Origin of the sequence: Rhodococcus sp. O3, assembly GCF_048897285.1 — a bacterium.
In the GTDB taxonomy this organism is placed as follows: Bacteria; Actinomycetota; Actinomycetes; order Mycobacteriales; family Mycobacteriaceae; genus Rhodococcus.
Genome location: NZ_JBMBTE010000031.1, coordinates 1 through 25980, shown reverse-complemented (window position 1 = coordinate 25980; position 25980 = coordinate 1). Strand labels below are relative to the sequence as shown.

The 25980-nt window shown below is 69.4% G+C and carries 30 protein-coding genes and 1 pseudogene; 8 read left to right on the top strand and 23 right to left on the bottom strand.

The annotated features are described in order from the left end of the window. Positions 1-56 precede the first annotated feature (56 nt). The 4 genes from ACN675_RS11655 to ACN675_RS11640 are packed head-to-tail and all read left to right on the top strand — an operon-like array spanning position 57 to position 2618. Positions 57-764, top strand: coding sequence for an energy-coupling factor ABC transporter permease (locus ACN675_RS11655; RefSeq protein WP_420751015.1), 708 nt, complete (start codon positions 57-59; stop codon positions 762-764). Beyond that, positions 761-1111 carry a PDGLE domain-containing protein gene (locus ACN675_RS11650; protein WP_420751014.1) on the top strand — a complete coding sequence of 117 codons (351 nt, stop codon included), beginning with the start codon at positions 761-763 and terminating at the stop codon, positions 1109-1111. Before ACN675_RS11655 ends, ACN675_RS11650 begins: the two co-directional genes overlap by 4 nt. Beyond that, complete coding sequence (cbiQ, locus tag ACN675_RS11645) at positions 1108-1872, top strand: cobalt ECF transporter T component CbiQ (RefSeq protein ID WP_420751013.1); 765 nt, start codon at positions 1108-1110, stop codon at positions 1870-1872. The genes ACN675_RS11650 and cbiQ overlap by 4 nt, the downstream gene beginning before the upstream one ends. Further along, a complete protein-coding gene (locus ACN675_RS11640) occupies positions 1869-2618 on the top strand; it encodes an energy-coupling factor ABC transporter ATP-binding protein (protein WP_420751012.1) in 750 nt (249 codons plus the stop codon). Before cbiQ ends, ACN675_RS11640 begins: the two co-directional genes overlap by 4 nt. 5 nt (positions 2619-2623) lie before the next feature. Here the strand turns inward: ACN675_RS11640 and ACN675_RS11635 are convergent, their stop codons facing one another. The 19 genes from ACN675_RS11635 to ACN675_RS11545 form a co-directional block, all read right to left on the bottom strand. Beyond that, positions 2624-3382: a DUF6390 family protein gene (locus ACN675_RS11635; protein ID WP_420751011.1), complete on the bottom strand. Its 759-nt coding sequence runs from the start codon at positions 3380-3382 to the stop codon at positions 2624-2626. 2 nt (positions 3383-3384) lie between these two features. Then, the gene (hypD, locus tag ACN675_RS11630; RefSeq protein WP_420751010.1) at positions 3385-4518 is read right to left on the bottom strand and encodes a hydrogenase formation protein HypD; all 1134 of its coding nucleotides are present in this window, start codon (positions 4516-4518) and stop codon (positions 3385-3387) included. A 28-nt stretch (positions 4519-4546) separates the two neighbouring features. Beyond that, positions 4547-4831, bottom strand: coding sequence for a HypC/HybG/HupF family hydrogenase formation chaperone (locus ACN675_RS11625; RefSeq protein ID WP_420751009.1), 285 nt, complete (start codon positions 4829-4831; stop codon positions 4547-4549). A gap of 17 nt (positions 4832-4848) precedes the next feature. Then, entirely contained in the window at positions 4849-5931 is a 1083-nt protein-coding gene (gene hypE, locus ACN675_RS11620; protein WP_420751008.1) for a hydrogenase expression/formation protein HypE, read from the bottom strand. Then, the gene (locus ACN675_RS11615) at positions 5928-6605 is read right to left on the bottom strand and encodes a D-sedoheptulose-7-phosphate isomerase (protein WP_420751007.1); all 678 of its coding nucleotides are present in this window, start codon (positions 6603-6605) and stop codon (positions 5928-5930) included. The genes hypE and ACN675_RS11615 overlap by 4 nt, the downstream gene beginning before the upstream one ends. Before the next feature lie 4 nt (positions 6606-6609). After that, on the bottom strand, positions 6610-7362 hold the full coding sequence (locus ACN675_RS11610; protein ID WP_420751006.1) for a hydrogenase assembly protein HupF: 753 nt from the start codon (positions 7360-7362) through the stop codon (positions 6610-6612). Continuing rightward, complete coding sequence (gene hypF, locus ACN675_RS11605; RefSeq protein WP_420751005.1) at positions 7359-9761, bottom strand: carbamoyltransferase HypF; 2403 nt, start codon at positions 9759-9761, stop codon at positions 7359-7361. The genes ACN675_RS11610 and hypF overlap by 4 nt, the downstream gene beginning before the upstream one ends. Further along, positions 9758-10012 (bottom strand): HypC/HybG/HupF family hydrogenase formation chaperone, encoded by a 255-nt coding sequence (locus tag ACN675_RS11600; protein WP_420751004.1) that lies wholly within the window; start codon positions 10010-10012, stop codon positions 9758-9760. The genes hypF and ACN675_RS11600 overlap by 4 nt, the downstream gene beginning before the upstream one ends. Positions 10013-10015: 3 nt before the next feature. Beyond that, positions 10016-10519 carry a hydrogenase maturation protease gene (locus ACN675_RS11595; RefSeq protein WP_420751003.1) on the bottom strand — a complete coding sequence of 168 codons (504 nt, stop codon included), beginning with the start codon at positions 10517-10519 and terminating at the stop codon, positions 10016-10018. Then, positions 10516-10635, bottom strand: coding sequence for a DUF6893 family small protein (locus ACN675_RS11590; RefSeq protein ID WP_374068598.1), 120 nt, complete (start codon positions 10633-10635; stop codon positions 10516-10518). Before ACN675_RS11590 ends, ACN675_RS11595 begins: the two co-directional genes overlap by 4 nt. Beyond that, the gene (locus ACN675_RS11585) at positions 10632-12050 is read right to left on the bottom strand and encodes a hypothetical protein (RefSeq protein ID WP_420751002.1); all 1419 of its coding nucleotides are present in this window, start codon (positions 12048-12050) and stop codon (positions 10632-10634) included. The genes ACN675_RS11590 and ACN675_RS11585 overlap by 4 nt, the downstream gene beginning before the upstream one ends. Then, positions 12047-12700 carry a DUF6084 family protein gene (locus tag ACN675_RS11580; protein WP_420751001.1) on the bottom strand — a complete coding sequence of 218 codons (654 nt, stop codon included), beginning with the start codon at positions 12698-12700 and terminating at the stop codon, positions 12047-12049. The genes ACN675_RS11585 and ACN675_RS11580 overlap by 4 nt, the downstream gene beginning before the upstream one ends. Further along, positions 12697-13329 carry a DUF5947 family protein gene (locus ACN675_RS11575; RefSeq protein WP_420751000.1) on the bottom strand — a complete coding sequence of 211 codons (633 nt, stop codon included), beginning with the start codon at positions 13327-13329 and terminating at the stop codon, positions 12697-12699. Before ACN675_RS11575 ends, ACN675_RS11580 begins: the two co-directional genes overlap by 4 nt. Continuing rightward, positions 13329-14240 (bottom strand): NifU family protein, encoded by a 912-nt coding sequence (locus tag ACN675_RS11570; RefSeq protein ID WP_420750999.1) that lies wholly within the window; start codon positions 14238-14240, stop codon positions 13329-13331. The genes ACN675_RS11575 and ACN675_RS11570 overlap by 1 nt, the downstream gene beginning before the upstream one ends. Before the next feature lie 3 nt (positions 14241-14243). Beyond that, a complete protein-coding gene (locus ACN675_RS11565) occupies positions 14244-16028 on the bottom strand; it encodes a nickel-dependent hydrogenase large subunit (RefSeq protein WP_420750998.1) in 1785 nt (594 codons plus the stop codon). 50 nt (positions 16029-16078) lie between these two features. Beyond that, positions 16079-17134 (bottom strand): hydrogenase expression protein HypE, encoded by a 1056-nt coding sequence (locus ACN675_RS11560; RefSeq protein ID WP_197251184.1) that lies wholly within the window; start codon positions 17132-17134, stop codon positions 16079-16081. Positions 17135-17256: 122 nt separating this feature from the next. After that, positions 17257-18087 carry a hydrogenase nickel incorporation protein HypB gene (hypB, locus tag ACN675_RS11555; protein WP_420750997.1) on the bottom strand — a complete coding sequence of 277 codons (831 nt, stop codon included), beginning with the start codon at positions 18085-18087 and terminating at the stop codon, positions 17257-17259. 4 nt (positions 18088-18091) lie between these two features. Beyond that, positions 18092-18421 (bottom strand): hydrogenase maturation nickel metallochaperone HypA, encoded by a 330-nt coding sequence (locus ACN675_RS11550; RefSeq protein WP_420750996.1) that lies wholly within the window; start codon positions 18419-18421, stop codon positions 18092-18094. Positions 18422-18492: 71 nt separating this feature from the next. After that, on the bottom strand, positions 18493-18855 hold the full coding sequence (locus ACN675_RS11545) for an ArsR/SmtB family transcription factor (protein ID WP_420750995.1): 363 nt from the start codon (positions 18853-18855) through the stop codon (positions 18493-18495). Positions 18856-18877: 22 nt separating this feature from the next. Between ACN675_RS11545 and ACN675_RS11540 the strand changes: the two genes are divergently transcribed. Beyond that, entirely contained in the window at positions 18878-19951 is a 1074-nt protein-coding gene (locus tag ACN675_RS11540) for an alanine racemase (RefSeq protein WP_420750994.1), read from the top strand. Between the two features lie 6 nt (positions 19952-19957). Here ACN675_RS11540 and ACN675_RS11535 read toward each other — a convergent pair whose 3' ends face one another. The 3 genes from ACN675_RS11535 to ACN675_RS11525 are packed head-to-tail and all read right to left on the bottom strand — an operon-like array spanning position 19958 to position 22377. Next, positions 19958-20410, bottom strand: a complete 453-nt coding sequence (locus ACN675_RS11535; protein ID WP_420750993.1) for a MaoC family dehydratase — start codon at positions 20408-20410, stop codon at positions 19958-19960. Positions 20411-20444: 34 nt separating this feature from the next. Further along, positions 20445-21191 carry a GntR family transcriptional regulator gene (locus ACN675_RS11530; RefSeq protein ID WP_420750992.1) on the bottom strand — a complete coding sequence of 249 codons (747 nt, stop codon included), beginning with the start codon at positions 21189-21191 and terminating at the stop codon, positions 20445-20447. A gap of 31 nt (positions 21192-21222) precedes the next feature. Next, complete coding sequence (locus tag ACN675_RS11525; RefSeq protein WP_420750991.1) at positions 21223-22377, bottom strand: acyl-CoA dehydrogenase family protein; 1155 nt, start codon at positions 22375-22377, stop codon at positions 21223-21225. Between the two features lie 229 nt (positions 22378-22606). Between ACN675_RS11525 and ACN675_RS11520 the strand changes: the two genes are divergently transcribed. Both ACN675_RS11520 and ACN675_RS11515 read left to right on the top strand, forming a co-directional pair. Beyond that, positions 22607-23455, top strand: coding sequence for an HpcH/HpaI aldolase/citrate lyase family protein (locus ACN675_RS11520; RefSeq protein WP_420750990.1), 849 nt, complete (start codon positions 22607-22609; stop codon positions 23453-23455). A gap of 1 nt (position 23456) precedes the next feature. Next, a complete protein-coding gene (locus ACN675_RS11515) occupies positions 23457-24491 on the top strand; it encodes a MaoC family dehydratase (RefSeq protein WP_420750989.1) in 1035 nt (344 codons plus the stop codon). A gap of 92 nt (positions 24492-24583) precedes the next feature. On the opposite strand, the gene ACN675_RS11510 is transcribed toward ACN675_RS11515, so the two are convergent. Beyond that, a complete protein-coding gene (locus ACN675_RS11510; protein WP_420751041.1) occupies positions 24584-25672 on the bottom strand; it encodes an enoyl-CoA hydratase/isomerase family protein in 1089 nt (362 codons plus the stop codon). A gap of 88 nt (positions 25673-25760) precedes the next feature. Between ACN675_RS11510 and ACN675_RS11505 the strand changes: the two are divergent. Next, positions 25761-25980, top strand: a pseudogene (locus tag ACN675_RS11505) (CoA transferase); the annotation flags it as partial.

The following is a 25980-nucleotide window of genomic DNA, read 5'->3' as shown; positions in this document are numbered from 1 at the left end:
TCCGGACCGCACCCAACACTTGAGCAACTGTTCATATGAGACGGTACGATTCGGTGATGGATGTCGTAGCGATGCACATGAGCGACGGCCTCATCAACGCCCCGACCTCCCTCCTCTTCGGTGCAGTGGCGGCCGCCGGGCTCGCCATCGCGCTGTGGCGGGCACGGACCGAACTCGACGAGCGGACCGCTCCCATGGCGGGTTTGGTCGCCGCGTTCGTGTTCGCCCTGCAGATGGTGAACTTCCCGATCCTTCCCGGCGTGAGCGGACACGTCCTCGGTGGCGCGCTCGCCGCGATCCTCGTCGGCCCGTACACCGGCGCGCTGTGCCTCGCGATCGTGCTGATCGTCCAGGCCCTGTTGTTCGCAGACGGGGGTCTCAGCGCCCTCGGCGCGAACATCACGAACATCGCGCTGATCGGCGTGGCGACCGGCTACGGCATCGCGGTCGCGCTGCGTCCCCTCCTCCGCGGCCGCACCCGTGGGCGGGGCCTGGCGGTCGTGTCGTTCACGGCGGCACTGGCCGCCGTGGTCGCGGCGTCGGCCGGGTTCCTGCTCGAGTACGCGATCGGCGGCGCCTCGACCACCTCGCTCGGGACCGTGGCCGCCTATCTGCTCGGCACCCACGTATTGATCGGCGTCGGAGAGGGAATCGTCACCGCCGCGACGGTGGCCGCGGTCGCCAGGGCCCGGCCCGATCTGGTGTATCTCCTGCGCACCGCGCCGCGACCCGCCCCCGCGCCCGCGTCGGATGTGGCGGCATGAGCCGGCGCCGCCTACTGCTCGCCCTCGCCGCGGTCACCGTGCTGATCGCCGGGGCGCTTTCCTACCTCGCGAGTTCCAGCCCCGACGGCCTCGACTCGACGACCCTGCGCGGGTGCGAGGTCGTCGAGGTCGACGGGACCGAGCGCGTGACCGGCGAGTGCATGGCGACCACCGCCACCGATCACACCCTGTCCGGCAGCCCACTGGCCGACTACGCGGTCGGCGGCCGGGAGTTCTCGACCGGGCTCGCGGGCATCGCCGGCGTGGTCGTCGTCGCGGTCGCCGCCGGCGGTCTGTTCCGATTCCTCGGCCGGCGCCGCGCACCCGGAGAATCGGCGAAACCGTGAGCGGTGCGACCGCGGCGACACGACTCCACCTGCCGGGTACCTCGCCGGTGCACCGGTTGCCGGCGGAGGTGAAGATCGTTGCGGCGGTGACGTTCGTGTTCGTCGTCGTCGCCACCCCGCGCGAGGCGATGTGGGCGTTCGGCGCGTACCTGGCGTTGCTCGCCGCCGTGTGGACGGTCGCGGGGATCCGGCTCTCGTGGCTGGCTCCGCGGATGCTCATCGAACTTCCGTTCGTGGTGCTGGCGGTGTTGCTGCCGTTCGCCGAGGCCGGTGAACGTGTGGTGGTGGCCGGGGTTTCCCTGTCGGTTCCCGGCCTGTATGCCGCGTGGGGGATCCTCGCCAAGGGGACCCTGGGCGTGCTCGTGTCGCTGACACTCGCCGCGACCACGGCGGTGCGGGAGTTGCCGGGAGCTCTTGCGCGACTTCATGTACCGGGATCGATCACCACCATCGTCGTGCTGATGATCCGGTACGCGGATCTGCTCGCCGACGAGGCGCACCGGATGCACATCGCACGGCTGTCCCGCGGCGACGATCCGCGCACGCTGCGGCGTATCGGTGCGACCGCGCGCGGGGTCGGTGGTCTGTTCCTGCGCGCCTACGAGCGCGGCGAACGGGTGCACCTGGCCATGCTGTCGCGGGGATTCTCGGGAACCGTCCCGGCTTTCGGAGATCCCGCGCGCTCCGCGGACTGGCTGCGGGCACTGGCACCGACCGCGGGCGCCGTGCTCGTGTGCGCGACGGCGTGGGTCACGACGTGACCGGCACACCCGCGGTCCACCTGGCCGGCGTCGGCTACTCCTATCCCGACGGCCGGCGCGCCCTGCACGGCATCGACCTGACCGTCGCGGCGGGCGAGCGCGTCGCGGTGCTCGGTCCCAACGGTGCGGGCAAGACGACCCTCATGCTGCATCTCAACGGCGTGCTCACCCCCACCGAGGGAACGGTCGCGATCGGCGGACGGACGATCGGCCGCGACACCCTCCGCGATGTCCGGCGCGCCGTCGGCCTGGTGTTCCAGGATCCCGACGACCAGCTGTTCATGCCCACCGTCGCCCAGGACGTGGCGTTCGGTCCGGCGAATTTCGGGGTCCGTCCGCCGGAGCTCGACGAGCGGGTCCAGGAGGCTCTCGCCGCGGTCGACATGACCGAGCACGCGGACCGCGACACCGCGCACCTGTCGGGCGGGCAGCGGCGACGTGTCGCTCTGGCGACCGTGCTGTCGTGCAGACCCGAGGTTCTGGTGCTCGACGAACCGTCCGCGAACCTCGATCCGGTGGCGCGCCGCGAACTCGCGGAGGTCCTCACCCGGCTCGACGCGACGCTGCTGCTGGTCACGCACGACCTTCCTTATGCGGCGCAATTGTGTACCCGCGCGGTGATTCTGGACGGCGGCCGGATCGTCGCGGACGGACCGATCGACGAGATCCTCACCGACGACACGCTGCTCGCGGCGCACCGGCTCGAACTGCCGTGGGGCTTCTCCGTGCCGCAGCGACGCGGTTGAGCATCTCACCGGGCGGCGGCGAGCCGGCGATTGGTGTGCCCGAGCTGCCGCACGGTCCACGACTCCAGCCGGTCGGTCTCCTCCGCAGTAAGCCTGTCGCACACGAAATCCCAGTGCAGCGCCACCCGATCCCCCACGCGCAGGCCGGGCACGAACACGCCGGAGGCGGTACGCCGGCCGATGCGGCGGGCGGTCTCGGCTCCGAGAGCCAGCCGGGCACCGTCGAATTCGAGTCGCCGCAGGTTCACGACGGCGTCGTCGTCGGACACCTCCAGCACGGTCCCCCACCCGATCCGGCACGAATCGAGGATCCGGAGCGGCTCCGGCATCCCGGTACCCAGCAGCCGCGACCACGGGTACACCCCGAACACGTGGAACGCGTGGGTCGCGGTCACCTCGGATAGCAAGTTCTCCGTCAGGTGCGACCAGTAGTGACCGGCCCGCGCGCCGAACCGGCTCAGCAGTTCACCACCGAATCGCTCCGCGTCGACGCGATCGGTGAGTGCGTTTCCGGTCCAGTAGGCGCGCACCACCCGTTCGTCGAGCGGATCGGCGATCCCGCACTGCTCGGCGATCAGTTGCTGATACGGCCAGGCCCCGCTGAACTGCCGGGCCGCGGCGGCCACCACCGCCGGATCCCCGCCACCGCACGCGGCACTCTCGAGCGCGGCGGCACTCGCCGGACCGCAGTAGCCGAGTTCGTTGGGCGCGTGCGCATACTGCGCGAACAACCGATATCCCTGGGCCACTGCGCTTTCCGCCACGGTCACGCCTTTCCGCGCTGCCCCACCAGCGCCGCCGTCTCCCGGTGGAGACGACCGAAGTTGTAGTAGGCGGCGCATGCCCCTTCGGGTGAGACCATGCAGGTACCGATCGGCGTCTCGGGTGTGCACGCGGTCCCGAACACCTTGCACTCCCACGGTTTGATCACACCTTTGAGCACCTCACCGCACTGGCAGGCCTTCGGATCGGCCACCCGCACGCCGGGCATCGAGAAGCGTTGCTCGGCGTCGAACTCGGCGTAGTCGGGGTGAATTCCGAGCGCGCTCTGCGAGATGAATCCGAGCCCGCGCCACTCGAAGTGGGGTCGCAGCGCGAACGTCTGCGCGAGCAGCGCCAGGGCCTGCCCGTTGCCCTCGCTGCGCACGACCCGGCTGTACTGGTTCTCGACCTCGCATCGCCCGTCCCGGATCTGCTGCAGCAGCATGTGCACCGACGCGAGGATGTCGAGGGGCTCGAAACCCGCCACCACGATCGGTTTTCCGTACTTCTCCGGCACGAAACGGTACGGGCGCAGGCCCACTACGGTCGACACGTGGCCCGGCCCGAGGAACCCGGACAGGCGCAGATCCGGCGACTCGAGGATCGCCTTGATCGGCGGCACGATCGTGACGTGATTGCAGAACACCGAAAAGTTCGTCAGCCCCAGCTGTTTCGCGCGCACCAGGGTCACCGCGGTGGACGGTGCCGTGGTCTCGAACCCGACCGCGAAGAACACCACCTGTTTGTCCGGGCTGTCGACCGCGATCTTGAGCGCGTCGAGCGGCGAATACACGAACCGCACATCGGCGCCGCGTGCTTTCGCTTCGAGCAGGTTGCCCCGCGATCCGGGCACCCGCATCATGTCCCCGAACGTCGTGAACACCACGTCGTCCTGCTCGGCCAGCCACATCGCGTCGTCGATGCGGCCCATCGGGATGACGCAGACGGGACAGCCCGGTCCGTGCACCAATTCCACCGACGGCGGCAGCAGATGTTCGATGCCGTGCCGGTAAATGGTGTGGGTGTGCCCGCCGCACACCTCCATGAACTTGAACTCGTCCCCGGCGGCGAGATCGGTGATCGCAGCGACCAGCGCCCGGGCCGCAGCCGGGTCCCGGAACTCGTCGACGAATTTCATGGTGCCAACCCGCTTTCCCTCGTCGCCGTCATCTCGGCGTCGTGTCGATCTCTGAACTGGTGAACGCCTCGATCTCGTTGACGTAGTCGGCGCCCATCCGGCGCACCTGGTCGAGCGTCATCCGCGCTTCCGCCTCGTCGATGCGGGACATCGCGAATCCGACGTGCACCAGCACCCAGTCGCCGACCTGCAGGCCGGTGCCGGCGAGCAACCGGATGCTGATCGCCCGTTGCACCCCGTTGACGTCGACCTTCGCGAGGTCCTGGTCGGCGTCGAGGATGTCCACGATCCGTCCCGGAATTCCCAGACACACAACAGTTCTCCTCACGGTCAACAGATGCGGGGCAGCGGGTCACCGACGAGCATGTCGACGATCCGGCTGCCCCCGAACGCGGTACGCAGCGCGACGATGCCCTCCGGTTCCGCGAGGATCTCGCCGACGACCGCGGCGTCTTCGCCACCGGCCTCCCCGCGCAGCGCGGCGAGCGCCGCGTCGGTCTCGTCCTCGGCGACCACGGCCACGAACTTGCCCTCGTTCGCCACATACAGCGGGTCGATGCCGAGCAGGTCGCACGCGCCGAGCACCTGCGGCCGGATGGGCAGTGCCTCCTCGTCGAGTACCACCGCGAATCCGGTGGCCTGCGCGAGTTCGTTGCACACGGTGCCGACGCCGCCGCGGGTCGCGTCGCGCATCCACCGGGTCGACGGGGCCGCCGCGAGCAGCGCCTCCACCATCCGGTGCACGGGAGCGGTGTCGGACGCGATGTCCGCCTCGAGCGCGAGTTCGCCGCGCGCGAGCAGCACCGCCATGCCGTGGTCGCCGAGCGTACCGGAGACGACGACCCGGTCGCCGGGCCGAACCAGGTCCGCGCCCAGACGACGGCCGTCCGGTACCACGCCCACACCCGCGGTGCTGATGTAGAGCCCGTCCGCGGAACCTTTGCCGACGACCTTGGTGTCCCCGGTGACGATGTCGACGCCCGCACCCGACGCCGCGGTCGCCATGTCGGCGACGATCTCCCGCAGCCGGGCGATCTCGAAGCCCTCCTCGATCACGAACGCCGCCGACAACCAGCGCGGCCGCGCGCCGGACACGGCGAGGTCGTTGACGGTGCCGTGTACCGCGAGGTGCCCGATCGACCCGCCCGGGAACTGCAAGGGTTTGACGACGTACGAATCGGTGGAGAACGCCAGGCGCTCCCCCGTGGCCACTACGACAGCGGCGTCGCCGAGCTGTTCGAGTTCCGCGTTGCGAAACGCGTCCACGAACACCGCATCGACCAGGGCCGCGGACGCCTTGCCCCCGGCGCCGTGGGAGAGGGTGACGACCGTGTCGAGCAGACGCGGCCGGCGGCGCCGGAACGCCTCGATCCGTTCCAGTACCCGGTCCTCGCGATCCGCGTCGGTGCTCACGTCCCGCCTCCGGTCGTCGACGTGTCGCGCGCGAGACGATCCTGCGCAATCTCCCACAGGCGGTATCCGAGCAGGGCGTGGCTCTCCTGGATGCGGTGGATGCTCTGCGAGCGGACCGTGAAGCAGTAGTCGAGGTCGTCGGAGACGGCCATCCGCCCGCCGTCGTGCCCGGCGAATCCGATGGTGAGCAGGCCGCGGAATCTCGCCTCGGCGAGGGCCGTCATGAGATCGTCCGAGTTTCCGGAGGTGGACAGCGCGATCGCGACGTCGACCGGCCGGGCATGGGCGATGATCTGCCGCGAGAAGATCAGGTCGAAACCGACGTCGTTGCCGAGGGCGGTGACCACGGCCTGGTCCGCGGCCAGGGACCAGGCGGACACCGGGGTACCGCGGGCGGGCCGGCTGAACAGGGACGCGAGGGTCGCGGCGTCGGTGGAGCTGCCGCCGTTGCCGAACGTGTAGAGCCGGCCGCCGCGCGCGAAGGACCGGGCCATCCGCTCCCCCGCGGATTCGAGGGCCGGTCCCCATTCGTCGATCGACGCCTGCTGCAACCGTGCGCTCTCCGCTGCCTTGCTGCGGGCGGACGCGGCGAGGTCGCGCAACAGCGGCGCGGCGTCGCGTTCGTCCGCGTCGATGAACGGATACAGGAAACTCGTCTGCTCCGGTTCGCTCACGGTGTCACCTCTCCGCCGGATCTGCAGAAGCGTCGAGCCGGGTGAGCGCAACGCCCCCGTGCACGACGAGAAGATCGTGCACCGCAACGGATTCCAGGATCGACACGTCGACCTGTTCCTCCCCGGCCGCGGTTCGCACGACAGCGGTGGTGGCGGCGGCGGGCGGGGCGACGACCTCCGCGAGCCTGCCCTCGTCGCTGCACGTCACGCACACCGCGTCGGTGTGGTCTTCTTCGAGGAGCCCCGGATGTTCGAAGACGACATGGGTCAATTCCCACAGCAGGTGGTACATCAGCACGAATCGGCCGGTGGCCGAGACCATCGGATCGTTCGAATCGACCCACAGCACGTGCGTGGCGGCCCCGGCGGGCGGGCGCGGTCCGGCACCGATCCAGATGGTGTCGGCGCCCCACGCCGGGGCGCGTCGCACGATGTCGAGGACGTCGGGTTCGTCCGCGGACGCGACGGCGAGGATCACGTCGCCCGGCCGCACCGCGACCCGGCACTGGGCCACCGGGTCCGGTTCGACCAGCGACACCGCCGGCAGCGCCCGCTTGCCCATGATCACCGGATGCACGAATTCCACGGCCACGTGGTGGGCGTGCGGTTCCCATTGCGGCGAGACCACCCACAGGGTCGCGCCCGCGTGGAATCGTCGCGCCAGCCCGAGCGCCGCGGTCGCCAGGTCCGCGGCGAGTTCCTCCCCGATCGGGTTCTCACCGATCGGCGGGTTCGATTGCTGTGTCGTCGAGGTCATCGCCCACGTCCCGTCTGCACAGGGTCTGCTGCCCATTGTCCCGAAACAGCTTCTCGCCGTTCCGAAGTGGTGGCTAGCCGCCGTGCCAGGGTGGCGCCGATCGCGGCCTGCCCGAGCGACAGCCCACCGTCGTTCGACGGCACCCGACTGTGCGTCAGGACATCGAACCCACTGTCTTGCAGGATAGTTCGAACACCTTCGGTGAGCAGTCGATTCTGGAAGACACCTCCGGTCAGCCCGATCGTCGTGATTCCGGCGTCGGTGGCGATCCGTGCGGCGAGCCGCGCGCTCGCGGTCGCGAGCCCCTGGTGGAATCCCAGTGCCAGATCCGCGGCCGGAACCCCGAGCCGCAGTCCCCCGACCAGGCAGCGCAGCGTCCCGGTCCAGTCCAGTTCGGTGCCGTGCACCGTCATCCGCACCGGCGCCGGCTCGGCGGCGGTACGCGCGAGCGCCTCGAGTTCCACGGCCGCCTGCCCCTCGTACGTGATGCGATGACGCACCCCGAGCAGGGACGCCACTCCGTCGAACAGCCGCCCGACGCTCGTGGTGCACACGCAGCCGATGCCGGACGTCAACTGGCTGGCCACCAGGTCCCGTTCCGCGTCGGTCAGAGCCCCGGCGCACGGCAGATCGTTCAGGTGCGGTGACGTGGGGTCGCCGAGACCGGCGTCGCGCAGCAACACCAGCGCGACCCGAGCAGGGGTCCGCACGGCGACGTCACCGCCGGGCAGCAGGAAGGACCGTAGGTGCCCGGCCCGGCGCATGTCGAGCAGATCCGGTCCGACGAGCAGCAGTTCTCCGCCCCACACCGTCCGGTCACAGCCGTAGCCGGTGCCGTCGAACGCGATGCCGAGTGCCGGCGAACCGATCCTGCCGTGCTCGGTGAGCAGCGACGCGACGTGCGCGTGATGGTGCTGGACGATGTGCAGCGCGATGTCGTGCTCCTCGGCGTAGCGCTCGGCCCATTGCCGCGTCGCGTACCCGGGGTGGGCGTCGGCCACCACGAGTTCCGGGGTGACCCGGTGCAGCGCGGTCAGCTGATCGACGGACGTTTCGAACGCCCGCCGGCTTTCCAGCGACCCCATGTCCCCGAGGTGCGCCGAACAGAACGCGTACTCCTGCCGGGTCAGGCAGAAGGTGTTCTTCAGTTCCGCGCCGACCGCCAGGACCGGCGGCGACGGCCGATCGAGCAGCACCGGCATCGGCGCGTAGCCGCGCGAGCGCCGGATCGGCGACTCCCGGTCGCCGTGGACGACCGCGACCACCGAATCCTCGCAGGGCAGCGCGATCGGCCGGTTGTGCACGAGAAAAAGGTCGGCGATGCCGCCGAGTCGGGTGCGGGCGTCGTCGTCGTCGGTGCACAGCGGTTCGCCCGAGACGTTCCCGGAGGTCATCACCAGCAGGCGCGGCACCGGATTCGGGTGTCCGGGTACAGGCATGAACAGCAGGTGGTGCAGCGGGGTGTACGCGAGCATCACCCCGAGTTCGCCGAGGCCCGGCGCGACTTCGTCCGCCACCGCGGTGTCGGCCCGTTTCTCCAGCAGCACGATCGGGCGCGCGGGCCGGGTCAGTGCCTCGATCTCCTGCCGGAACAGGACACACTGCGACGCGACCGTCGCGACGTCCGGTGCCATCACCGCGAACGGCTTGTCCGGTCGCCGCTTGCGTTCGCGCAGCCGCCGGACCGCGTCCGGGTCGGTGGCGTCGCACATCAGGTGGTAGCCGCCGAGACCCTTGACGGCCACGATCTGCCCGGCCGCGAGGGCACGCTGCACCGCTGCCAGCACCGCGTCGTCCCCGTCGATGCGGTCCCCGCCGCGTTCGGTGTGGATCCGCGGTCCGCAGTCCGGGCAACAGATCGGCTGGGCGTGGTACCGCCGGTCGGCCGGATCGGCGTATTCGCGGGCGCAGCGCGGGCACATCGGGAACGCCGCCATCGTCGTGGCGGGGCGGTCGTAGGGCAGGTCGGTGATCACCGTGTACCGGGGGCCGCAGTGGGTGCAGTTGACGAACGGATGCCGGTACCGGCGGTCGGCGGGATCGTTCAGTTCCCGCAGGCAGTCCTCACACGTGGCGACGTCGGGCGGGATCAGTGTGCGCAGTCCCGGTATGCGGCGGCTGTCCACGATGCGGAAGTCGCGGTCGCCCCGGGGCATGCGCGGAACCGATGTCAGATCGAGAACGTCGGCGAGCGGCGGGGCATCGGCCCGCAGCCGTCGCTCGAACTCGTCGAGAGTGCTTGTGGTTCCTTCGATCTCGACGAACACGCCGGTGTCGTCGTTCCCGCAGTGCCCGGCGAGGCGCAGTTCGGCGGCCAGGCCCGCCACGAACGGCCGGAACCCGACTCCCTGCACCACGCCCCGGACGGTCACGCGGCGGCGCTCGACGGCGCTCGTCACGGCGGATCATCCCGGTCCGGGCCCCGGCCCATCAGTTCCAGTCCGGCCAGGGCACGTTCGGCGCCGGCCTCGTCGACCCGTTCCATCGCGAAACCCATGTGGATGATCACCCAGTCGCCGGGTTCGAGGCCTGCGTCGTCGAGCAACCCGATGTTGATCCGCCGGCTCTCACCCACGACGTCGACGAGCGCCAGCTGGCCGCCGTAGCCCTCGAGCAGCCGGATCACCCGGCCGGGAATTCCCAGGCACATACGTCAACCTCCGGGCCTCGGCCGGGCGGCCCGATCGGGTCGCCGGAGCATCTGCACGGCGCGGCTCACCGCTGCGGCGGCCGGTTCGACCGCGGCGGCGACGGCGGGCGAGAGCCCGATGCCTTCGTCGACGCACTGCGCCTGACATCCCACCACGATCGTGCGGGGCCGGCTCCCGCCCAGCGCCGCGAGGGTCGCGAACACCGAGGCCGGGTCCATGCCGTGCGCATCGACCCCGACCGCGGTGGGGGCGGTGTCCCCGGCTTCGAAGACCCGCACCGCCCCGGGCTCCCCGGTGTCGGGAATCGCGTCGACCAGGACCAGGCCGTCCCACCCGTCGAGCAGGTCGTATGCCAGGTGCATGCCGCGGATTCCGTAGTCCACCAACCGGACTCCTTCCGGTTGCGGGCTCCGGGCAAGGCAGCGCACGACCTCGGGTCCGAACCCGTCGTCCCCGAGGAAGATGTTGCCTACGCCCGCGACCAGAATCCGCACCCCACTCCTCACATGTTCCGGATCCGGAAGTAGCGCTTGAGATCCGGCAACGACTTCACTGCGACCAATGCTGCGCCGACCGCGACGGCGGCGGCGACCGCCGTGGTCAGCATTCCGACGATTCTCATGACTCCTCGTTCCTCGACGGTTGCACCGGGACGTCCGGCACCGGTTCGATCTCGTCCGGCGCGAAATACAGGTAGCGGCCGAACCATTCGTGGAGATCGGCAGCGGGGTCGTCGGTGAGGACGACCCCGACGTGGGTCCCGCCGTCCACGTCTGCGTGGACCGTCGCGACGCGCGCGAGCCGGTCGCGGAAGAACAGGTCCTGCGCGTCGGCCCGCCGGGACGGGTGCAGCCGGACGAGGCTCCCCTGTCCCACGGGCACCCCCTGCACGAACACGGTGTCGAGTTCCGGTCGCACACGGGTGTCCGCTTCCTCGGTCCACCAGTCGACACCGTCGGGCACCTCGGGTATCGGACCGGCACCCGTCGGACCGGCGCCGTGGCCGGGGTCGCGCAGGACGCCGTGCAGTGCCTGGAGCTCATCGGGGGTCATCGCCTCGCAGCGGTCCACGATCTCCGCGGCCCGCGTGTCGGTGGCGCGGGCCTGTGCCTTCTCCTCGTCGGTGAGGGTCAGTACCCGCAGGGTGAGGATCTCGTCGATCTCCGTGGCGTCGAACAGGTCTCCGCCGCTCTGCTCGGCGACGCGCGGGTGGTCGTAGAGGATGATCGGGGACACCAGCACGACGGGCGCCTCCCCCGGCACGTCCGGGTCCGGGTCCCCGGCGAGCACCGGGAAACAACGCTCGTGGGTGCACGTGCCGGCGAGCGCGGCAGCGTCGGCGGGCGGTTCGAGCAGCGAGACGAACCGCGCCTCGGTGGCAGCGAGGATCAGGTGCGCGCCGATCAGCGATCGCCCGATCGCGTCGTCCGCGTCGACGGGCGCGTCACCGGTGTTCGTGACGGTGGCGGACACGCGGACGAGATCGCCGTCGATCGGCCCGATCTCGACGGTCACGGTCGCGTGCACGGCGCGGCGGGTGCGCAGCAGTCGCCCGGCGACCGTGCCGTCCGGTTCGGTCAGCAGTTCGGTGTCCTCCCCCGCGGGCACCGCGACCTCCGCTGCCCCGTGCGCGTTTTCGGTAGCCGCCGCTATCGAAAACGCGTACGAGCACTCGACGGCCTCGTCCCACCCGACCCACGACTGTCCGGCGACGACCAGCTCGGGCACGGTCTCGAACCCGGTGCCGGTGCGACGCTGCACCGTACGACGCTGGAGCTGGAGGAAGCGGAGGGTCACCTCGATCGCCGGCTCGGCCCCCAGAATCCGCAGCACGGTCTGTGCCGCCAGCGCCGGCGGCTCGCCGAGCCCGGACGCGGCGGCTCCGGGCGGCCCGAGAACTCCGAACTGCCAGCGCGAGTGGTTCTTCCGGGAGCTCGCACGGTACGGGTACAGCAGGTAGCCCTCGTAAAGGATTGCGTCGGCGACCGCACGTACCTGGTCCGTGTCGTCGTGTTGCTTCTGCCGTTCCACCGTCACGACGCCTCCGCATCCGTCCCCGCACCGGCTGCGTCGAGCAGTGCGGTGATCGTGGCGTCCAGATCGGTCAGTCCCCGTTCGGCCTTGAACCGTGCCAGTGCGGCCAGCGTCGCGTGGGTGAGGCGCGCGTATCCGCTGTCGGGGAAGTGCGCCCGCATCAGGTCACGCCACACCTGCACCGGAAGGTCGTATCGGGCCTCGCGGTCCCACGGCACCTGCTCGGCCGCGAATCCCGTTGTGCCGCGGGTGAAGACGGTACCGCTGAACAGGGCCAGCAACGGCACCGCACCGTCGCCGAGCGCGTGCAGATAGCGCGAGGCCGCGACGTCGAAGTCGTACGTGCAGGCCAGTGGCAGCGTGGTCTCGCACGCGCCCTCGAATCCCTGCACCACCGTCGACGCGTGCAGCCACGGGAAGGGCGCAAGGGTCGTGCCCCACCGGTCGCGCGTGCCGAACAGGTCCGTCAGCGCGGCTTCCTCGTCGGGACCGTAGTTCCGGCGGCGCGGTTCGATGCGGAGCTGGCACCGCAGTGCCAGTGCGTGCACGGTTGCGCCCGTGCCTTCCCGTATCTCGAGTTTCGCCAGCAGGGTCGGCGCGGCCGCGTACGGTTCGGGCGCGATGTCGACGACGCTGAACTCGAGCGCGGTCACGACGGTGCCCCCGCGTCGACCGGACGGCTGCGCCGGGCAAGTGTGTCGAAGAATCCGTCGAGTGCGGCACGCGCGTCCTGTCCGCCGTCGAAGCCGCGCCACACCCGCCGCAGCCTGCCCACCAGTTCGTAACACGCGTCGATCGGCACGAGGTGGCACGTGGGTTCACCGCGGTCCGGTACCCGCACGATCAGTGCCTCCACGTCGGGCAGCGGTGCGGTCAGCGCCGGGTTGTCCACGAGGACCGCGTCCCACATGCCCAGCGGCAGCTCCGATTCCGTGGCACCGGCAGGTCCCGGATAGAACGCGACGGTGCGACCGAGCGTCGAATTGTGGAAGAAGAACGCCAGCGCCACCGGGATCTCGAGGTCCTCCCACCGGCCCGGCGCGAGCGTGAAGGACGGGAACGACAGGTACCGGTCGGGAACGGCACGGAACCGCAGGTCCGCACCCTGATCGGTGAAAAGGAGGTAGCAGGGCCGGCATACGCACATCAGACGCCGGGATTCGAGATCGACGACGTGCCGGTGCGCCTCGTCGAATTCGATCGCACACATCTGGCACCGCTCCGCCGCGGGAACCGGTGTGGCCGCGGCGATACGGCCGAGAACTTCGGAGACGGTGGCCATCACGTCACCCTCGTGGTGGGGCGAGCGGAGCGACGGGGTAGATCACTCGGACGAGCGCCGGGCACGGCGATCGACAGCGTTCCGTCGCGAACCAGCACCGGCAGGGGTTCGAGATGCTCGACGGCAGCGTCGTCCACTCGTGCTCCGGCGGCGCGCACGTCGAAGTGGGCTCGGCATCCCGGGCAGCGCAGTACCGCCCCCGCGTCGCCGGCCCGCCGGTGCAGCACCGCACCGGCGAACGATCCACCGCATACGGGGCAGAGGTCGCGGTAGGCGAGATACCGACCGTCGAGGCGGCACGCCAGCACCGGCAGACCGCCGATCGTGAATCCGCCGACCTCCCCTTCCGCGAGCGACTCGAACTCCGTTACTGCCCACCACTTCCCGCTCACGTCGGAATGGACGTGCGCGAACAGGGTTTCCGGGCGGATGAGGCCGTGATCGTCGTGTTCGGTTTCCACGTCGAGTTCGGTGATCTCCGGCGCCGCCGCCCGCACGGCGTCGCGCACTGTCAATTCGAGCGTGGCCGCCGACGACGGGCATCCCCGGCAGTTGCCGAGCAGCCGCAGGCGCACCACCGATCCGTGGATGCCGAGCAGGTCGACGTCGCCGCCGTGCGACTCCAGGTACGGGCGGACCGAGTCGAGCGCGGTGCGCACCCGGGTCGTCACGTCGTGCGGGTGCAGGCCGTGGACGAGTAGCAGACTCGCGACCAGGTCGTCGCGTGCGACCGCGTCCACGGCTCCCGGATACACGGCGATCGCGTCGAGGATCCGGGTCAGGCCTGCCCCGTACAGATCCAGCACCTCGCGGACGAGGTCCTCCGCGCGGTCGCGTGCTGCCGGCCCGGCTACGGAACAGGCATCGAGCAGCGCTTCGATACGGTCACCGGATTCTCGCCACCGCTCCATCCGTCACTCTCCGGTGACCGACTGGGTCGGCGAATGCACCTTCTCGAGCGTCTTCCCATCGCCCAGGTACATGTGCACGCCGCACGGTAGGCACGGATCGAAACTGCGCACGGTGCGCATGATGTCGATGCCCTTGAAATGCTCGCGGTCGTTCTCCTCGAAGATCGGCTGGCCCTGCACCGCGTCCTCGTAGGGGCCGGGTGTTCCGTAGCTGTCGCGGGGGCTGGCATTCCACGGCGTCGGCGGATACGGATGGTAGTTGGCGATCTTGCCGTCGCGGATCACCAGGTGATGGGAGAGCACGCCGCGCACCGCCTCGGTGAATCCGCAGCCGATGCCCTCGTCCGGCACCTCGAACGTCTCCCACGTCTTGGTGCGGCCGGCGCGGATCTCCTCGAGCGCCTTCTCCGCGAAGTGGAGCGCGCACGCCGCCGCGTAGGCCTGGAAATAGGTGCGGGCGCGGTTGCGTTCGAGGGTGTTGCTGCCGTGCTTCGGAATCTTCCATTCGAGCGTCACGGGCGGCTTCAATGCGGTCTTGGGCAGGTTGATCTTGACACTCGATCCGGTCGACTCGACGTAGCCGATGTTCACGAGACCGGCCAGCGCGGTCGACCACAGCCGGGCCAGCGGTCCGCCGCCGGTGTCGAGGGCCAGGTGGTCGGTGCCGTCGAACCAGCGCGGCGACATCACCCAGCTGTACTTGTCCTCGAGGTCGCGTTTCTGCGGGTGCGGGTTGGTGTGCTGATTCCACGGGTGGCGGCGGTCGACCGGATTGCCCAGCGGGTCCGTCTTGACGAACATCTCCTGGTCGGTCCAGTCCTCGTAGTACGACGAGCCGAGCAGGATCCGCAGCCCCAGATTGATGTCGACGAGCGAGGTGGTCACGAGTTTGCCGTCGACGACCACCCCCGGCGTGACGAACATCTTCCGGCCCCAGTTCTCCATGTCCCGGTAGGAGAAGTTGCAGACCTCGGGGTCCTGGAACGCACCCCAGCAACCGAGCAGGGTGCGCCGCAGACCCACCTCCTCGTAGCCCGGCAGCGCTTCGTAGAAGAAGTCGAACAGGTCGTCGTGCATCGGCACGACCTTCTTCATGAATTCGACGTAGCGCATGAGCCGGCTCATGTAGTCGGTCATCAACTGCACCGTGGCCACGGTGCCCACGCCGCCCGGGTACAGCGTCGAGGGATGGACGTGGCGGCCTTCCATGAGACAGAACATCTCTCGGGTGGACCGGCTGACGTGCAGTGCCTCCCGGTAGAACTCGCCGCTGAACGGGTTCAACGACCGCATGATGTCGGCGATGGTGCGGTAGCCGTGCTGGTCCTCGTGCGGTGCGCGGGTCTTCTCGGCTCGCGCCAGGACGGACGGGTTCGTCTCCGAGACCATCTTCTCGCAGTAGTCGACGCCGACGAGGTTCTCCTGGAAGATGTTGTGGTCGAACATGTATTCGGCCGCTTCGCCGAGATTGACGATCCACTCCCCGAGATGCGGTGGCTGCACGCCGTACGCCATGTTCTGGGCGTAGCACGAGCAGGTGGCGTGGTTGTCGCCGCAGATCCCGCAGATGCGGCTGGTGATGAAGTGCGCGTCGCGCGGGTCCTTGCCCTTCATGAACAACGAATACCCGCGGAAGATCGACGAGGTGCTGTGGCACTCGGCGACAGTGTTGTTCGCGAAGTCGATCTTCGTGTAGATGCCCAGGCTACCGACGATTCGCGTGATGGGATCCCAGGCCATCTCGACGAGCGAGTCGGTGGAGCTGGAATCGGGAGTGGTGGCTGTCATCGAGCTGGCCTCTCTCGGAACTTCGGCTGCACGGAACGTCGGCTGTGCACCTACCAGGTGCGGGTGGCTCCGGTCGTCAACTTCGTGCCGGGCGTGCGCCACGACGGCTCGTGGTCCAGGGTTCGTCTCGTGATCTTGCGCAGGTTCCGGATGACGGAGCCGTACATGCCGATTGCGGTGCTCGACACCAGACCTCCGGGAGGTTCGTCCATGAACGGCATGAACTTGTCGGGGAATCCCGGCATGGTGCATCCGATGCAGATACCGCCGACGTTGGGGCAGCCGCCGATGCCGTTGATCCAACCGCGTTTGGGGACATTGCATCTGACGACCGGCCCCCAGCAGCCCAGCTTGACGATGCATTCCGGCGAACCGTATTCGGTCGCGAAGTCGCCTTGCTCGTAGTATCCGCCGCGGTCGCAGCCCTCGTGGACGGTCTTTCCGAACAACCACTGGGGACGCAGCGCCTCGTCCAACGGGATCATCGGCGCCTGATCCGTCGCCATGTACAGCAGATAGGTGAGCGTCTCGGACAGATTGTCCGGCTGGATCGGGCAACCGGGCACACAGACGATCGGGATGCCCGCCTTGGATTTCCAATCCCAGCCGAGATAATCGGGGACCCCCATCGCGCCTGTGGGGTTGCCCGCCATCGCGTGGATGCCACCGTATGTCGCGCAGGTTCCGGCGGCGACGATCGCCGTGGCCTTGGGTGCCAGCCGGTCGAGCCACTCACTGGTGGTGATCGGCTGCCCGGTCTCCTCGTTGTTGCCGAAACCGCACCAGTAGCCGTCGTCGTGGAGCTTCTCGTTGGGAATCGACCCCTCGACGACCAGCACGAACGGTTCGAGTTCACCGCGGTCGGCCTTGCGGAACCACTCGAGGAAGTCGTCGGCGCCGCCCTCGGGTCCGCACTCGAAGTCGATCAGCGGCCAGTGCACCGCGACCTTCGGCAGACCCGGCAACGCTCCGAGCGCGATCTCCTCGATGGTGGGTTGCGTCGCAGCGGTGAGCGCAACGGAGTCGCCGTCGCAGCTGAGACCGGCATTGATCCACAGGACGTGGATCAATGTGTCCTCGGCCGCCTGCGCTTGTGGTGTAGGCATGCTGAGCCACCTTCCGGAGTGCCGGTTCACCCCTGCGCTGTCGGAGTCGACCGTCGGCCCACTTGCACAGCGCTTCTCCTATTAGGGACCCGATCGCGACGGCTTGTCAACGAAGGTCCGGTTTACGCTCTCGAATAACGTTCGGGCCGACGGCGATCGGCGATCCAGTCGTACCACGCGGTGAGGTTCTCCCCCGTCGTCGCGGACACCGCGATCGCCTCGATTCCCGGGTTGATCGATTTCGCGTGCCGCACACAGGTTTCGATGTCGAAGTCGACGTAGGGCAGCAGATCGATCTTGTTGACCAGAACCAGGTCGGCGACGGCGAAGATGTGCGGATATTTGAGCGGTTTGTCGGTTCCTTCGGGGGTGGAGATGAGGACCACCCGGCCCTGCTCTCCGAGGTCGAACAGGGCCGGGCACACCAGATTCCCGACGTTCTCGACGAACAGCAGGGTCCCCGTCCGGGGGTCGAGTGCCGTGAGCGCGTCGTGCATCATCTGCGCGTCCAGGTGGCAGCCCGCCCCGGTATTGACCTGCACCGCAGAACAACCCGTCCGGCGGATGCGCTCCGCGTCGAGCAGGGTCTCCTGATCGCCTTCGATCACCGCGATCGGACCGGATCCGGACAGGTCCCCGATCGTCCGTTCGAGCAACGTGGTCTTTCCGGCGCCGGGCGAACTCATCACGTTGAACGCGGTGACGCCACGACCGGCGAGCCAACCCCGATTGCGTTCGGCCAGAACGTCGTTCTTCGCCAGTACCCGTTGCTCGAGCGTGATGGTTTCGGAGGAGCCGGCCCCTGCGGCGTCCTCACCGTGCCCGTGCCCGTGCCCGTGTCCGTGTTCATGAGCGTGGCCGTGCCCATGACCGTGCTCGTGCTCGTGCTCGTGCTCGTGGGGCACCGTGATACGGGGGCCGGCATCGTCACCGCATCCACACGTGGCGCACATGCGATCAGCTCACTTCCATCGACACGATCGTCAGCTCCCGACCCGAACACACCTCGACGTCTGCACTTCCGCACGGGCACAACAAGATCGGGTCCGTCAATGTGAAATCCGCACCGCACTCCCGGCAGTGTCCGACGCCGTCCGGCGTCTCCAGATCCAGCCGCGCGCCCTCCGCGGCGGTGCCGGTCGCCGCCAATTCGAAACAGAAGTACATCGAGTCCGGAACCACCGCACACAAAGCCCCGACGACCATGCGCACGCTACGGACGCGCCGACCGCCGGCGCGTTCGCACACCGTCTCGACCACATTCTGCGCGATCGACAGTTCGTGCATACGACCTCGTTCCGCCTGCTTCACAGGCTCGTATCCACGATAGGCTGCGCTCGCCGACCCCGATGGCGGAATCAGTCGTTCTCGTGGGAGTGCGCGGCGTGCTGGTGCGTCGCACCGATCGAATGCAGCATCTCGTGCACCGTGTCGTCGACGAGCCGATACCGCACAGCCCGGCCGTCGCGTGTCGCGGCGACCCATCCGCGGTCGCGCAGCAGCCGCAGCGCGTGCGAAACGGCGGTGCCGGTCATGCCGAGCGCGGTCGCGAGATCGGTGACGCGGATACCGGGCGCGTGGTGCAGGCACAGCAGCATCCGCAGACGATTGACGTCGGAGAGCAGTTCGAATCGTTGCGCCCACCGCTCGATGTCCGGGGTCCGCAGCGCCGCCTCCGCACATCGGACGTCATCGGGGTCGAACACGGGCCGGCTTTCCACGGGCCGAGTGTACGGTGCGCGAATGACCATGTTCGACGCCGTCACCGCCACCCCGGCGCTCCTCGTCGACCGCGACGTGCTCCACCGCAACATCGAGCGGATGGCCGAATCCGCACGGACCCGGGGCGTGACGCTGCGCCCGCACGCGAAGACCCACAAGAGCCCCGACATCGCGCGACTCCAGATCGCTGCCGGCGCGATCGGATTGACGGTCGCGACGGTGTCCGAGGCGGAGGTGTTCGCCGAGCACGGCTTCGACAATCTGTTCGTCGCGTACCCGCTGTGGGTCGACGCGGCCCGCGGCGCGCGGCTCGCGGCACTCGCGGACCGTACGCGTGTCACGGTCGGAGTCGATTCGGCGGAGGGGGCGCGGGCACTCGCGACGCACGCGGGCACCGCGATCGAGGTTCTCGTCGAGGTCGACAGCGGCCACCACCGCACCGGAGTGGCACCCGGGCACGCAGGTGAGGTGGCGGCCGCGGCGACCGCGGCGGGACTGACCGTCGCGGGGGTCTTCACCTTTCCCGGTCACTCGTACGGACCGGGACGGCCCGGCGCCGCAGCGGCCGAGGAATCCGTAGCCCTGCGAACCGCCGCGGGCTCTCTGCGCGGCGCAGGGATCGAACCGCAAATCGTCAGCGGGGGCTCGACTCCCACCGCCTACCTGGACACGGCCGCGACCGAACTACGGCCCGGCGTGTACGTCTTCGGCGACGCCCAGCAGCTCGAGCTCGGCACGGTCACCGAGGAAGCGGTCGCGCTCACCGTCCTGGCGACCGTCGTCTCCGTCCGTGACGGTGTCGTCGTGCTCGACGCGGGGAGCAAGTCGCTCGGCGCCGATCGGGCGCCGTGGGCCACCGGGTACGGCCGGATCCTCGGGGTTCCGGACGCACGGATCACCGCACTGTCGGAACACCATGCGACGGTCGAGTGGCCGCCCGGCCCCGAGGTGCCGCGCCCCGAGCTCGGGGCGCGGCTGCGGGTGATCCCGAATCACGTGTGCAACGCCGTGAACCTGGCGGACGAACTCGTCGTCACCCGGGGCCACGACGTCGTCGGCCGCTGGCCGGTCAGCGCCCGAGGCTGCACCGTCTGAACGGGCTCACTCGACGAGAACGGCGACCGTCTCGGCGATCAGGGCCGGCTTGTCGCCACCCTCGACCTCGACGGTGTAGGACAAGATCAGGTTCGCGCCCTTGGGGGTGCGGTCGACGGACTTGACCGTGGCACCGGCGCGGACCTTCGACCCCACCGGCACCGGCGCAGGGAAGCGCACCTTGTTGGACCCGTAGTTGACCCGCATCTTCAGGCCTTCGACGGTGAAGATCTGCGAGCCGAGGACCGGCAGCAGCGAGAGCGTGAGGTAGCCGTGGGCGATCGTCGTCCCGTACGGGCCGGACGCGGCACGCTCGGGATCGACGTGGATCCACTGGTGGTCGCCGGTGGCGTCGGCGAACGTGTTCACGCGTTCCTGCGTGATCTCGAGCCAATCGCTGTAGCCGAGGTGCTCGCCGACAGCGGCTTCGATCTCGGCGATGCCCTGGAAAACGCGCATGTTCTGGACTCCTAGGTGGTCGGGCCGGCGGTCGTCAGTGCTCGGCTCGGGTGAGGGTGACTCGATAGGTGTAGTGCTCCGGCAGAAAGTAGCTGACCGACAGTTCGGTCGGCGTGCCCTCCGTGTCGGAGTAGAGGCGATCCACCCGCAACATCGGATGGCCCACCTCGCAGCCCAGCTCCGAAGCGACCTCGGCGGTCGCCGGGGCCACGGTGATCGACTGTGCGGCCTGGACGATCGGATGCGGCAGGTGCGGCTCGAGCAGACCGATGAGCGTGACCTTGCTCGACGCACCCGCCGCCAGTTCCGGCGCGTCCTGCACGTACGCGGCGATCGGACCCGGCAGCCAGATGGTGGTGTGGACGAACGGCACACCGTCGTGCAGACGGCGGAACGTCACCGAATAGAGCAGGTCCGTGTCGAGCCGCAACCGGCTGGCCGCCTCGATGTCGACCTTGCGGTGCAGCGGGGTGACGATCTCCATCGTCGTGTCCGCGGACAGCGCGAGCAGGTCCTCGATCGAACCGTGCGGGCGCCCGTACCGGCGCCCGGGTTCGTTGGCGAACGTGCCGCGTCCGGGAACCCGGTACACGACGCCGTCGGCCACGAGGTCCTGGAAGGCCCGGCGCACCGTCTGCCGGCTCACGCCGTGCCGCTGCGCGAGTTCGGCCTCCGTGGGCAGCCGGACCCCGTCCCGGTACCGACCGGACTCGACGGCCTCGCGCAACTGCCGTGACAGCTGCGCGTACGCCGGCTCCGACTCTCGTTCCCTACCGCTCATGACGCGGGGATCCTACCGATCCGGGATCGGGTCAGATTCCGCCGCGGGCCACGAGCTGGCTCGCGATGACGTTGCGCTGGATCTCGTTGGTGCCCTCACCGACGATCATCAGCGGCGCGTCGCGGAAGTAGCGTTCGACGTCGTACTCGGTGGAGTAGCCGTAACCACCGTGGATGCGGACCGCGTTCAGGGCGATCTCCATGGCGACCTCCGAGCAGTACAGCTTCGCCATGCCCGCTTCCATGTCGCACCGCTCGCCGCTGTCGTACTTCTCCGCGGCGTAACGAGCCAGCTGCCGGGCGGCGGTCAGCTTGGTGGCCATCTCGGCGAGGTAGTTGCCGATGGACTGGTGCTTCCAGATCGGCTGGCCGAAGCTCTCGCGCTGCTGCGCGTACGCCAGCGAGTCCTCGAGTGCCGCGGTGGCGACACCGAGGGCGCGCGACGCGACCTGCAGGCGACCGGTCTCAAGGCCCTTCATCATGTGTGCGAAGCCCTTGCCGGGCTCGCCGCCGAGGATGGCGTCGGCAGAGATGCGGTAGTTGTCGAAGCTCAGCTCGCAGCTCTCGACGCCCTTGTAGCCGAGCTTCGGCAGGTCACGCGAGACGGTCAGTCCCGGTCCGTGCTCGACGAGCACCACGGAGATGCCCTTGTGGCGCGGCGTGGCCGTCGGATCGGTCTTGCACAGCAGCGCGATCAGGCCGGAGCGGCGGGCGTTGGTGATCCACGTCTTCGCGCCGTTGATGACCAGGTCGTCGCCGTCGCGCTTGGCGGTGGTGGTCATGGCCTGCAGGTCGGAGCCACCGCCGGGCTCGGTCAGGGCCATCGTCGCCCGGATCTCACCGGTGGCGAGCTTCGGCAGGTACTTGCGCTTCTGCTCCTCGGTGCCGAACAGGGTCAGCAGCTTCGCCACGACCGTGTGGCCGCCCATGGCACCCGACAGGGACATCCAGCCGCGGGCGAGCTCCTCGGTGACCTGCACGTAGCAGGGCATCGACACCGGCGAGCCGCCGTATTCCTCCGGGACCGCCAGACCGTAGATCCCGATCTGCTTCATCTGCTCGATCCACTTCTCGGGGTACTCGTTGGCGTGCTCGACCTCTTGCACCGTCGGCTTGACCTCGCGGTCGATGAAGTCGCGGACGGTCTTGACCAGGAATGCTTCTTCGTCGTTCAGGTTGTAGCTCACGCAAGTGACCCTTCGGTTTCGGAGCGGGCCACGCGGACCCGAAACTTTGTACGGCCATTTTGTGTAGCACGGCATGCCATTGTCAATGGAGGTTCCGACGAGCACCCCGTTTGTTTCGAGAGTTTTCGGTGATAGGACCCGCTGCGCCTACCTATGGGGTGGCGCAACCCGCCACAATGGCCGTACATTTAGCGCCGTTCCTGCCGCCCGACTCTCCATGAGGTTCTCCGTGACTCCCGAGCAACACGTCCGCAGGCGAGCGGTGCTCGTCGCCCCCGGCTCCGACGAACGCAAGGCGTCCAAGGCTCTCGCCTCCGCCGCCGACGAAGTCGTCCTCGACCTCGAGGACGCCGTCACCCCCGCGCAGAAGGACGCCGCCCGCGACCTCGTCGCTCCCCTGGTCCGCGAGCACGGCAGCGGGCGCACGGTGTCGGTGCGCATCAACGGACGCGGCACCCCGTGGTTCGAGGACGACCTGCGGGCGTGCGCCGAACTCGGCGATGCCCTCGCCTCGATCGTGATCCCCAAGGTGGAGAGCGCGGCGGACCTCGCCGAGGCCGATCGCATCCTCGGCTCGTCGAACGCCGTCGTCCAGGCGCTCATCGAGACACCCGCGGGTGTGCAGCGCATCGACGAGATCGTCGGCGGTGCCCGCGTGGCGGGTGTCATCATCGGATACGCCGATCTCGGTGCCGCCCTGGGCCGTTCCCGCACCGCCGCCCCCGAGCACTGGATCTACGTGCAGGATCGGGTGCTGCACGCCGCCCGCGCCGCGGGTGTGCAGGCCGTCGACGGACCCTTCCTCGGCATCGCCGACGACGACGCCTTCCGTCACTCGGCACGCTGGGTCGCCGATCTCGGATTCGACGGCAAGTGGGTGATCCATCCCGCCCAGATCGATTCCGCTGCAGCAGCATTCACTCCCACCGACGACCAGGTCGAGGCGGCTCGCAAGGTACTGGCCGCTCTCGACGAGGCCGAGGCGCGCGGCGCCGGAGCCGCCCAGCTCGACGGACAGATGCTCGACGAAGCCGTCGCCGTCGCCGCCCGCCGCACCCTGACGAAGATCGGAGCCTGAGATGACCACTCCTGCAACCGAAGCCGCCCACGTCGGCGGACCCTACTTCGACGACCTGACGGTCGGCCAGGTGTTCGACACCGCCCCCGCCGTCACCATCACCGACGGCCTCGCCGCGACCCACCAGGCGATCCTCGGCGACCGCCTGCGCCTGGCGCTCGACACGCACCTGTCGACCGCGGTCGCCGCGGGCCCGATCGCGCACGCCGGCCTGGTCACCGATCTCGCGATCGGCCAGTCCACGCTCGCCACCCACCACGTCAAGGCCAACCTGTTCTACCGGGGCCTGCGCTTCCACCGGTTCCCGCGCATCGGCGACACCCTGTACACGACGACCGAGGTCGTCGGTCTCAAGAGCAATTCCGTCAAGCCGGGACGCGCCGCGACCGGGTTGGCGGCACTGCGGATGAACACCGTCGATCAGCAGGGCCGTACCGTGCTCGACTTCTACCGCTGCGCGATGCTGCCGCTGAACCCGGCGACCGATCCGGCGACCGCGACCCGCACCGACGACCTGTCGTCGATCGGCCCCCAGGACGAACCCGAGTGGGCCGCCCCGGCCGACTGGAACCTCGCCGAGTACCGCAATCGTGTTCCCGGAACGCATTTCGACCCGTCGCTCGCCGGCGCGGTCCTGCGCTCGAGCGGCGACGTGGTCTCCAGTGCACCGGAACTCGCGCGGCTGACGCTCAACATCGCCGCGACCCACCACGACGAGCGAGTCGGTGCCGCCGGCCGCCTCGTGTACGGCGGGCACACGATCGGTCTCGCACTCTCGCAGGCCACCCGCGCGCTGCCGAATCTCGTGACGGTGCTCGGCTGGCAGTCCTGCGACCACACCGGACCCGTGCACGAGGGCGATACCCTCACCAGCGACCTGCACGTCGAGTCCGCGACCCCCCTGCCCGACGGCGGCGGTGTGCTGAAGCTGCGTTCGTTGGTGTTCGCGCACCGCGGCGGTGCCGCGAATGGGAACAGCGGGGAGACCGATCCTGCGCCGGTGCTGGATTGGAAGTTCACCGCGCTGATGGCCTGAGTGCCGTTTCCGTGCTTCCGAAACCGGCGTTGTGCGCGATTCTCAGGTGAGATTCGCACACAACGCCGGTTTCGTTCCTGTCGCCGCCGTACCTATCTCCCGGCGATCTCGTCGATCAAACCCCACGACAACGCCCGCTCGGCACCGAGCGCGACGGCGGTGACGAACAGGTGCAGGGCGCGCCAGCGACCGATCCGCCGCGGCACGCTCACCGTCCCGCCCGCCCCGGGGATCAAGCCCATCGAAACCTCGGGCAACCGGAAGACCGTGTCGGGCGCGGCGACGATGCGACCGGCGAACGCCGGAATCTCGATGCCCGCGCCGACGCAGTGACCGTGCACCCGGACCTCGGTGAGGTCGCGCAGGCGCGCGACCAGGCGACCGGCACCGCCGCGGGTGCGGATCAGGTGCGCGAGCGCGGTGTCCGGGGTGCGCCCGAATTCGTCGAGGTCGCCCCCGGCGCAGAACGACGGTCCCGCACCGTCGAGGACGACCCGGCCGATGCTGTCGTCGAGCAGCGCGACGCCGAGCGCCTCGACGAGAGCATCCCGCAACTGCGTGCCGTAGGCATTGCGGCGTTCGGGCCGGTTCAGGGTGATGTGCAGAGTGTCGCCGTCGCGGGCGATCAGCACCGGTTCCTGCGGGGCCGGCGGCGGCAGCGGACGCGGACCGCGCTCGTCGAGCCACCGATGGAACTCGGGACCGCCCTGCAGCGTCGAATAGCCGAGCGACTCGACGTCGATCGCCGCCGGCACCGGCAGTGTCTCCGCGGCGCGCAGCACCTGACCGGCGGTCAGCGCGGCGTAGGGGTTCCGGATGACGGCCGCGACGAACCCGGCGATCGCCTCGTCGAGGTCGTCCGCCCCCACCACCGTCCGCTCCCGCGGGTCGGGACCCGCGACGTAGGTGAGGTCGAGGGCATCGAGCAGCAGGCCCAGTTCCGGTGCCTCCTCGATGTCGCTGCCCCCGAACCGCCCGATGAGCAGGCGGTCGCAGTCGCGGGCACGGTCGGCGGCGACGGAAAGCAGGTCGTCGGGCGCACCGTCCAGCTCGACGACCAGCACGGGTGCGTCGAGCACACCCCCGTCGGTGAGCAGCGGTAGGTGGGCCGCGCCGGCGGCGAGCTCCGCCACTCCGATCGTCCGAACCGGGGTCTTGTCCAGTGACGCGTCGACGTTCATCCCGTTCACCATTCGTTCCGCCTCGAGGTCGTCACCGCCCGAAGGCGGTTCCATCGGCCCCATCCCGGGGCAATGTAACATCGGCCACGTGTCGACCGGTCCGAGCCCTGATCCCGTACAGGACTGGGCCGAGAGCGGAATCGCCGCTCTGACCGGGTTTCTCGACGGTCCTCCGCTGATTCCACCCGGGCGCGCCGCGACCCGGGCACGGGAGTTGTCCGGCTTCGTCGCGACCGCGTCCAGCGGGGCGGTCCGGCTCGACGGCGCCCGGTTGCTCTCCGAGCGCGCCGCGTTCACCGGTCACCGCA

What these genes read in the sequence shown, in the direction of transcription:
- ACN675_RS11575 (WP_420751000.1), bottom strand. Translation starts at nt 13,329, where the DNA reads ATGGCCACCGTCTCCGAAGTTCTCGGCCGTATCGCCGCGGCCACACCG.
- hypD (WP_420751010.1), bottom strand. Translation starts at nt 4,518, where the DNA reads ATGAAATTCGTCGACGAGTTCCGGGACCCGGCTGCGGCCCGGGCGCTG.
- ACN675_RS11655 (WP_420751015.1), top strand. Translation starts at nt 57, where the DNA reads ATGGATGTCGTAGCGATGCACATGAGCGACGGCCTCATCAACGCCCCG.
- ACN675_RS11510 (WP_420751041.1), bottom strand. Translation starts at nt 25,672, where the DNA reads ATGAACGTCGACGCGTCACTGGACAAGACCCCGGTTCGGACGATCGGA.
- ACN675_RS11560 (WP_197251184.1), bottom strand. Translation starts at nt 17,134, where the DNA reads ATGCCTACACCACAAGCGCAGGCGGCCGAGGACACATTGATCCACGTC.
- ACN675_RS11535 (WP_420750993.1), bottom strand. Translation starts at nt 20,410, where the DNA reads ATGCGCGTTTTCCAGGGCATCGCCGAGATCGAAGCCGCTGTCGGCGAG.
- ACN675_RS11565 (WP_420750998.1), bottom strand. Translation starts at nt 16,028, where the DNA reads ATGACAGCCACCACTCCCGATTCCAGCTCCACCGACTCGCTCGTCGAG.
- ACN675_RS11600 (WP_420751004.1), bottom strand. Translation starts at nt 10,012, where the DNA reads ATGTGCCTGGGAATTCCCGGCCGGGTGATCCGGCTGCTCGAGGGCTAC.
- ACN675_RS11540 (WP_420750994.1), top strand. Translation starts at nt 18,878, where the DNA reads ATGACCATGTTCGACGCCGTCACCGCCACCCCGGCGCTCCTCGTCGAC.
- ACN675_RS11610 (WP_420751006.1), bottom strand. Translation starts at nt 7,362, where the DNA reads ATGACCTCGACGACACAGCAATCGAACCCGCCGATCGGTGAGAACCCG.
- ACN675_RS11590 (WP_374068598.1), bottom strand. Translation starts at nt 10,635, where the DNA reads ATGAGAATCGTCGGAATGCTGACCACGGCGGTCGCCGCCGCCGTCGCG.
- ACN675_RS11550 (WP_420750996.1), bottom strand. Translation starts at nt 18,421, where the DNA reads ATGCACGAACTGTCGATCGCGCAGAATGTGGTCGAGACGGTGTGCGAA.
- ACN675_RS11515 (WP_420750989.1), top strand. Translation starts at nt 23,457, where the DNA reads ATGACCACTCCTGCAACCGAAGCCGCCCACGTCGGCGGACCCTACTTC.
- ACN675_RS11530 (WP_420750992.1), bottom strand. Translation starts at nt 21,191, where the DNA reads ATGAGCGGTAGGGAACGAGAGTCGGAGCCGGCGTACGCGCAGCTGTCA.
- ACN675_RS11650 (WP_420751014.1), top strand. Translation starts at nt 761, where the DNA reads ATGAGCCGGCGCCGCCTACTGCTCGCCCTCGCCGCGGTCACCGTGCTG.
- hypB (WP_420750997.1), bottom strand. Translation starts at nt 18,087, where the DNA reads ATGTGCGCCACGTGTGGATGCGGTGACGATGCCGGCCCCCGTATCACG.
- ACN675_RS11570 (WP_420750999.1), bottom strand. Translation starts at nt 14,240, where the DNA reads ATGGAGCGGTGGCGAGAATCCGGTGACCGTATCGAAGCGCTGCTCGAT.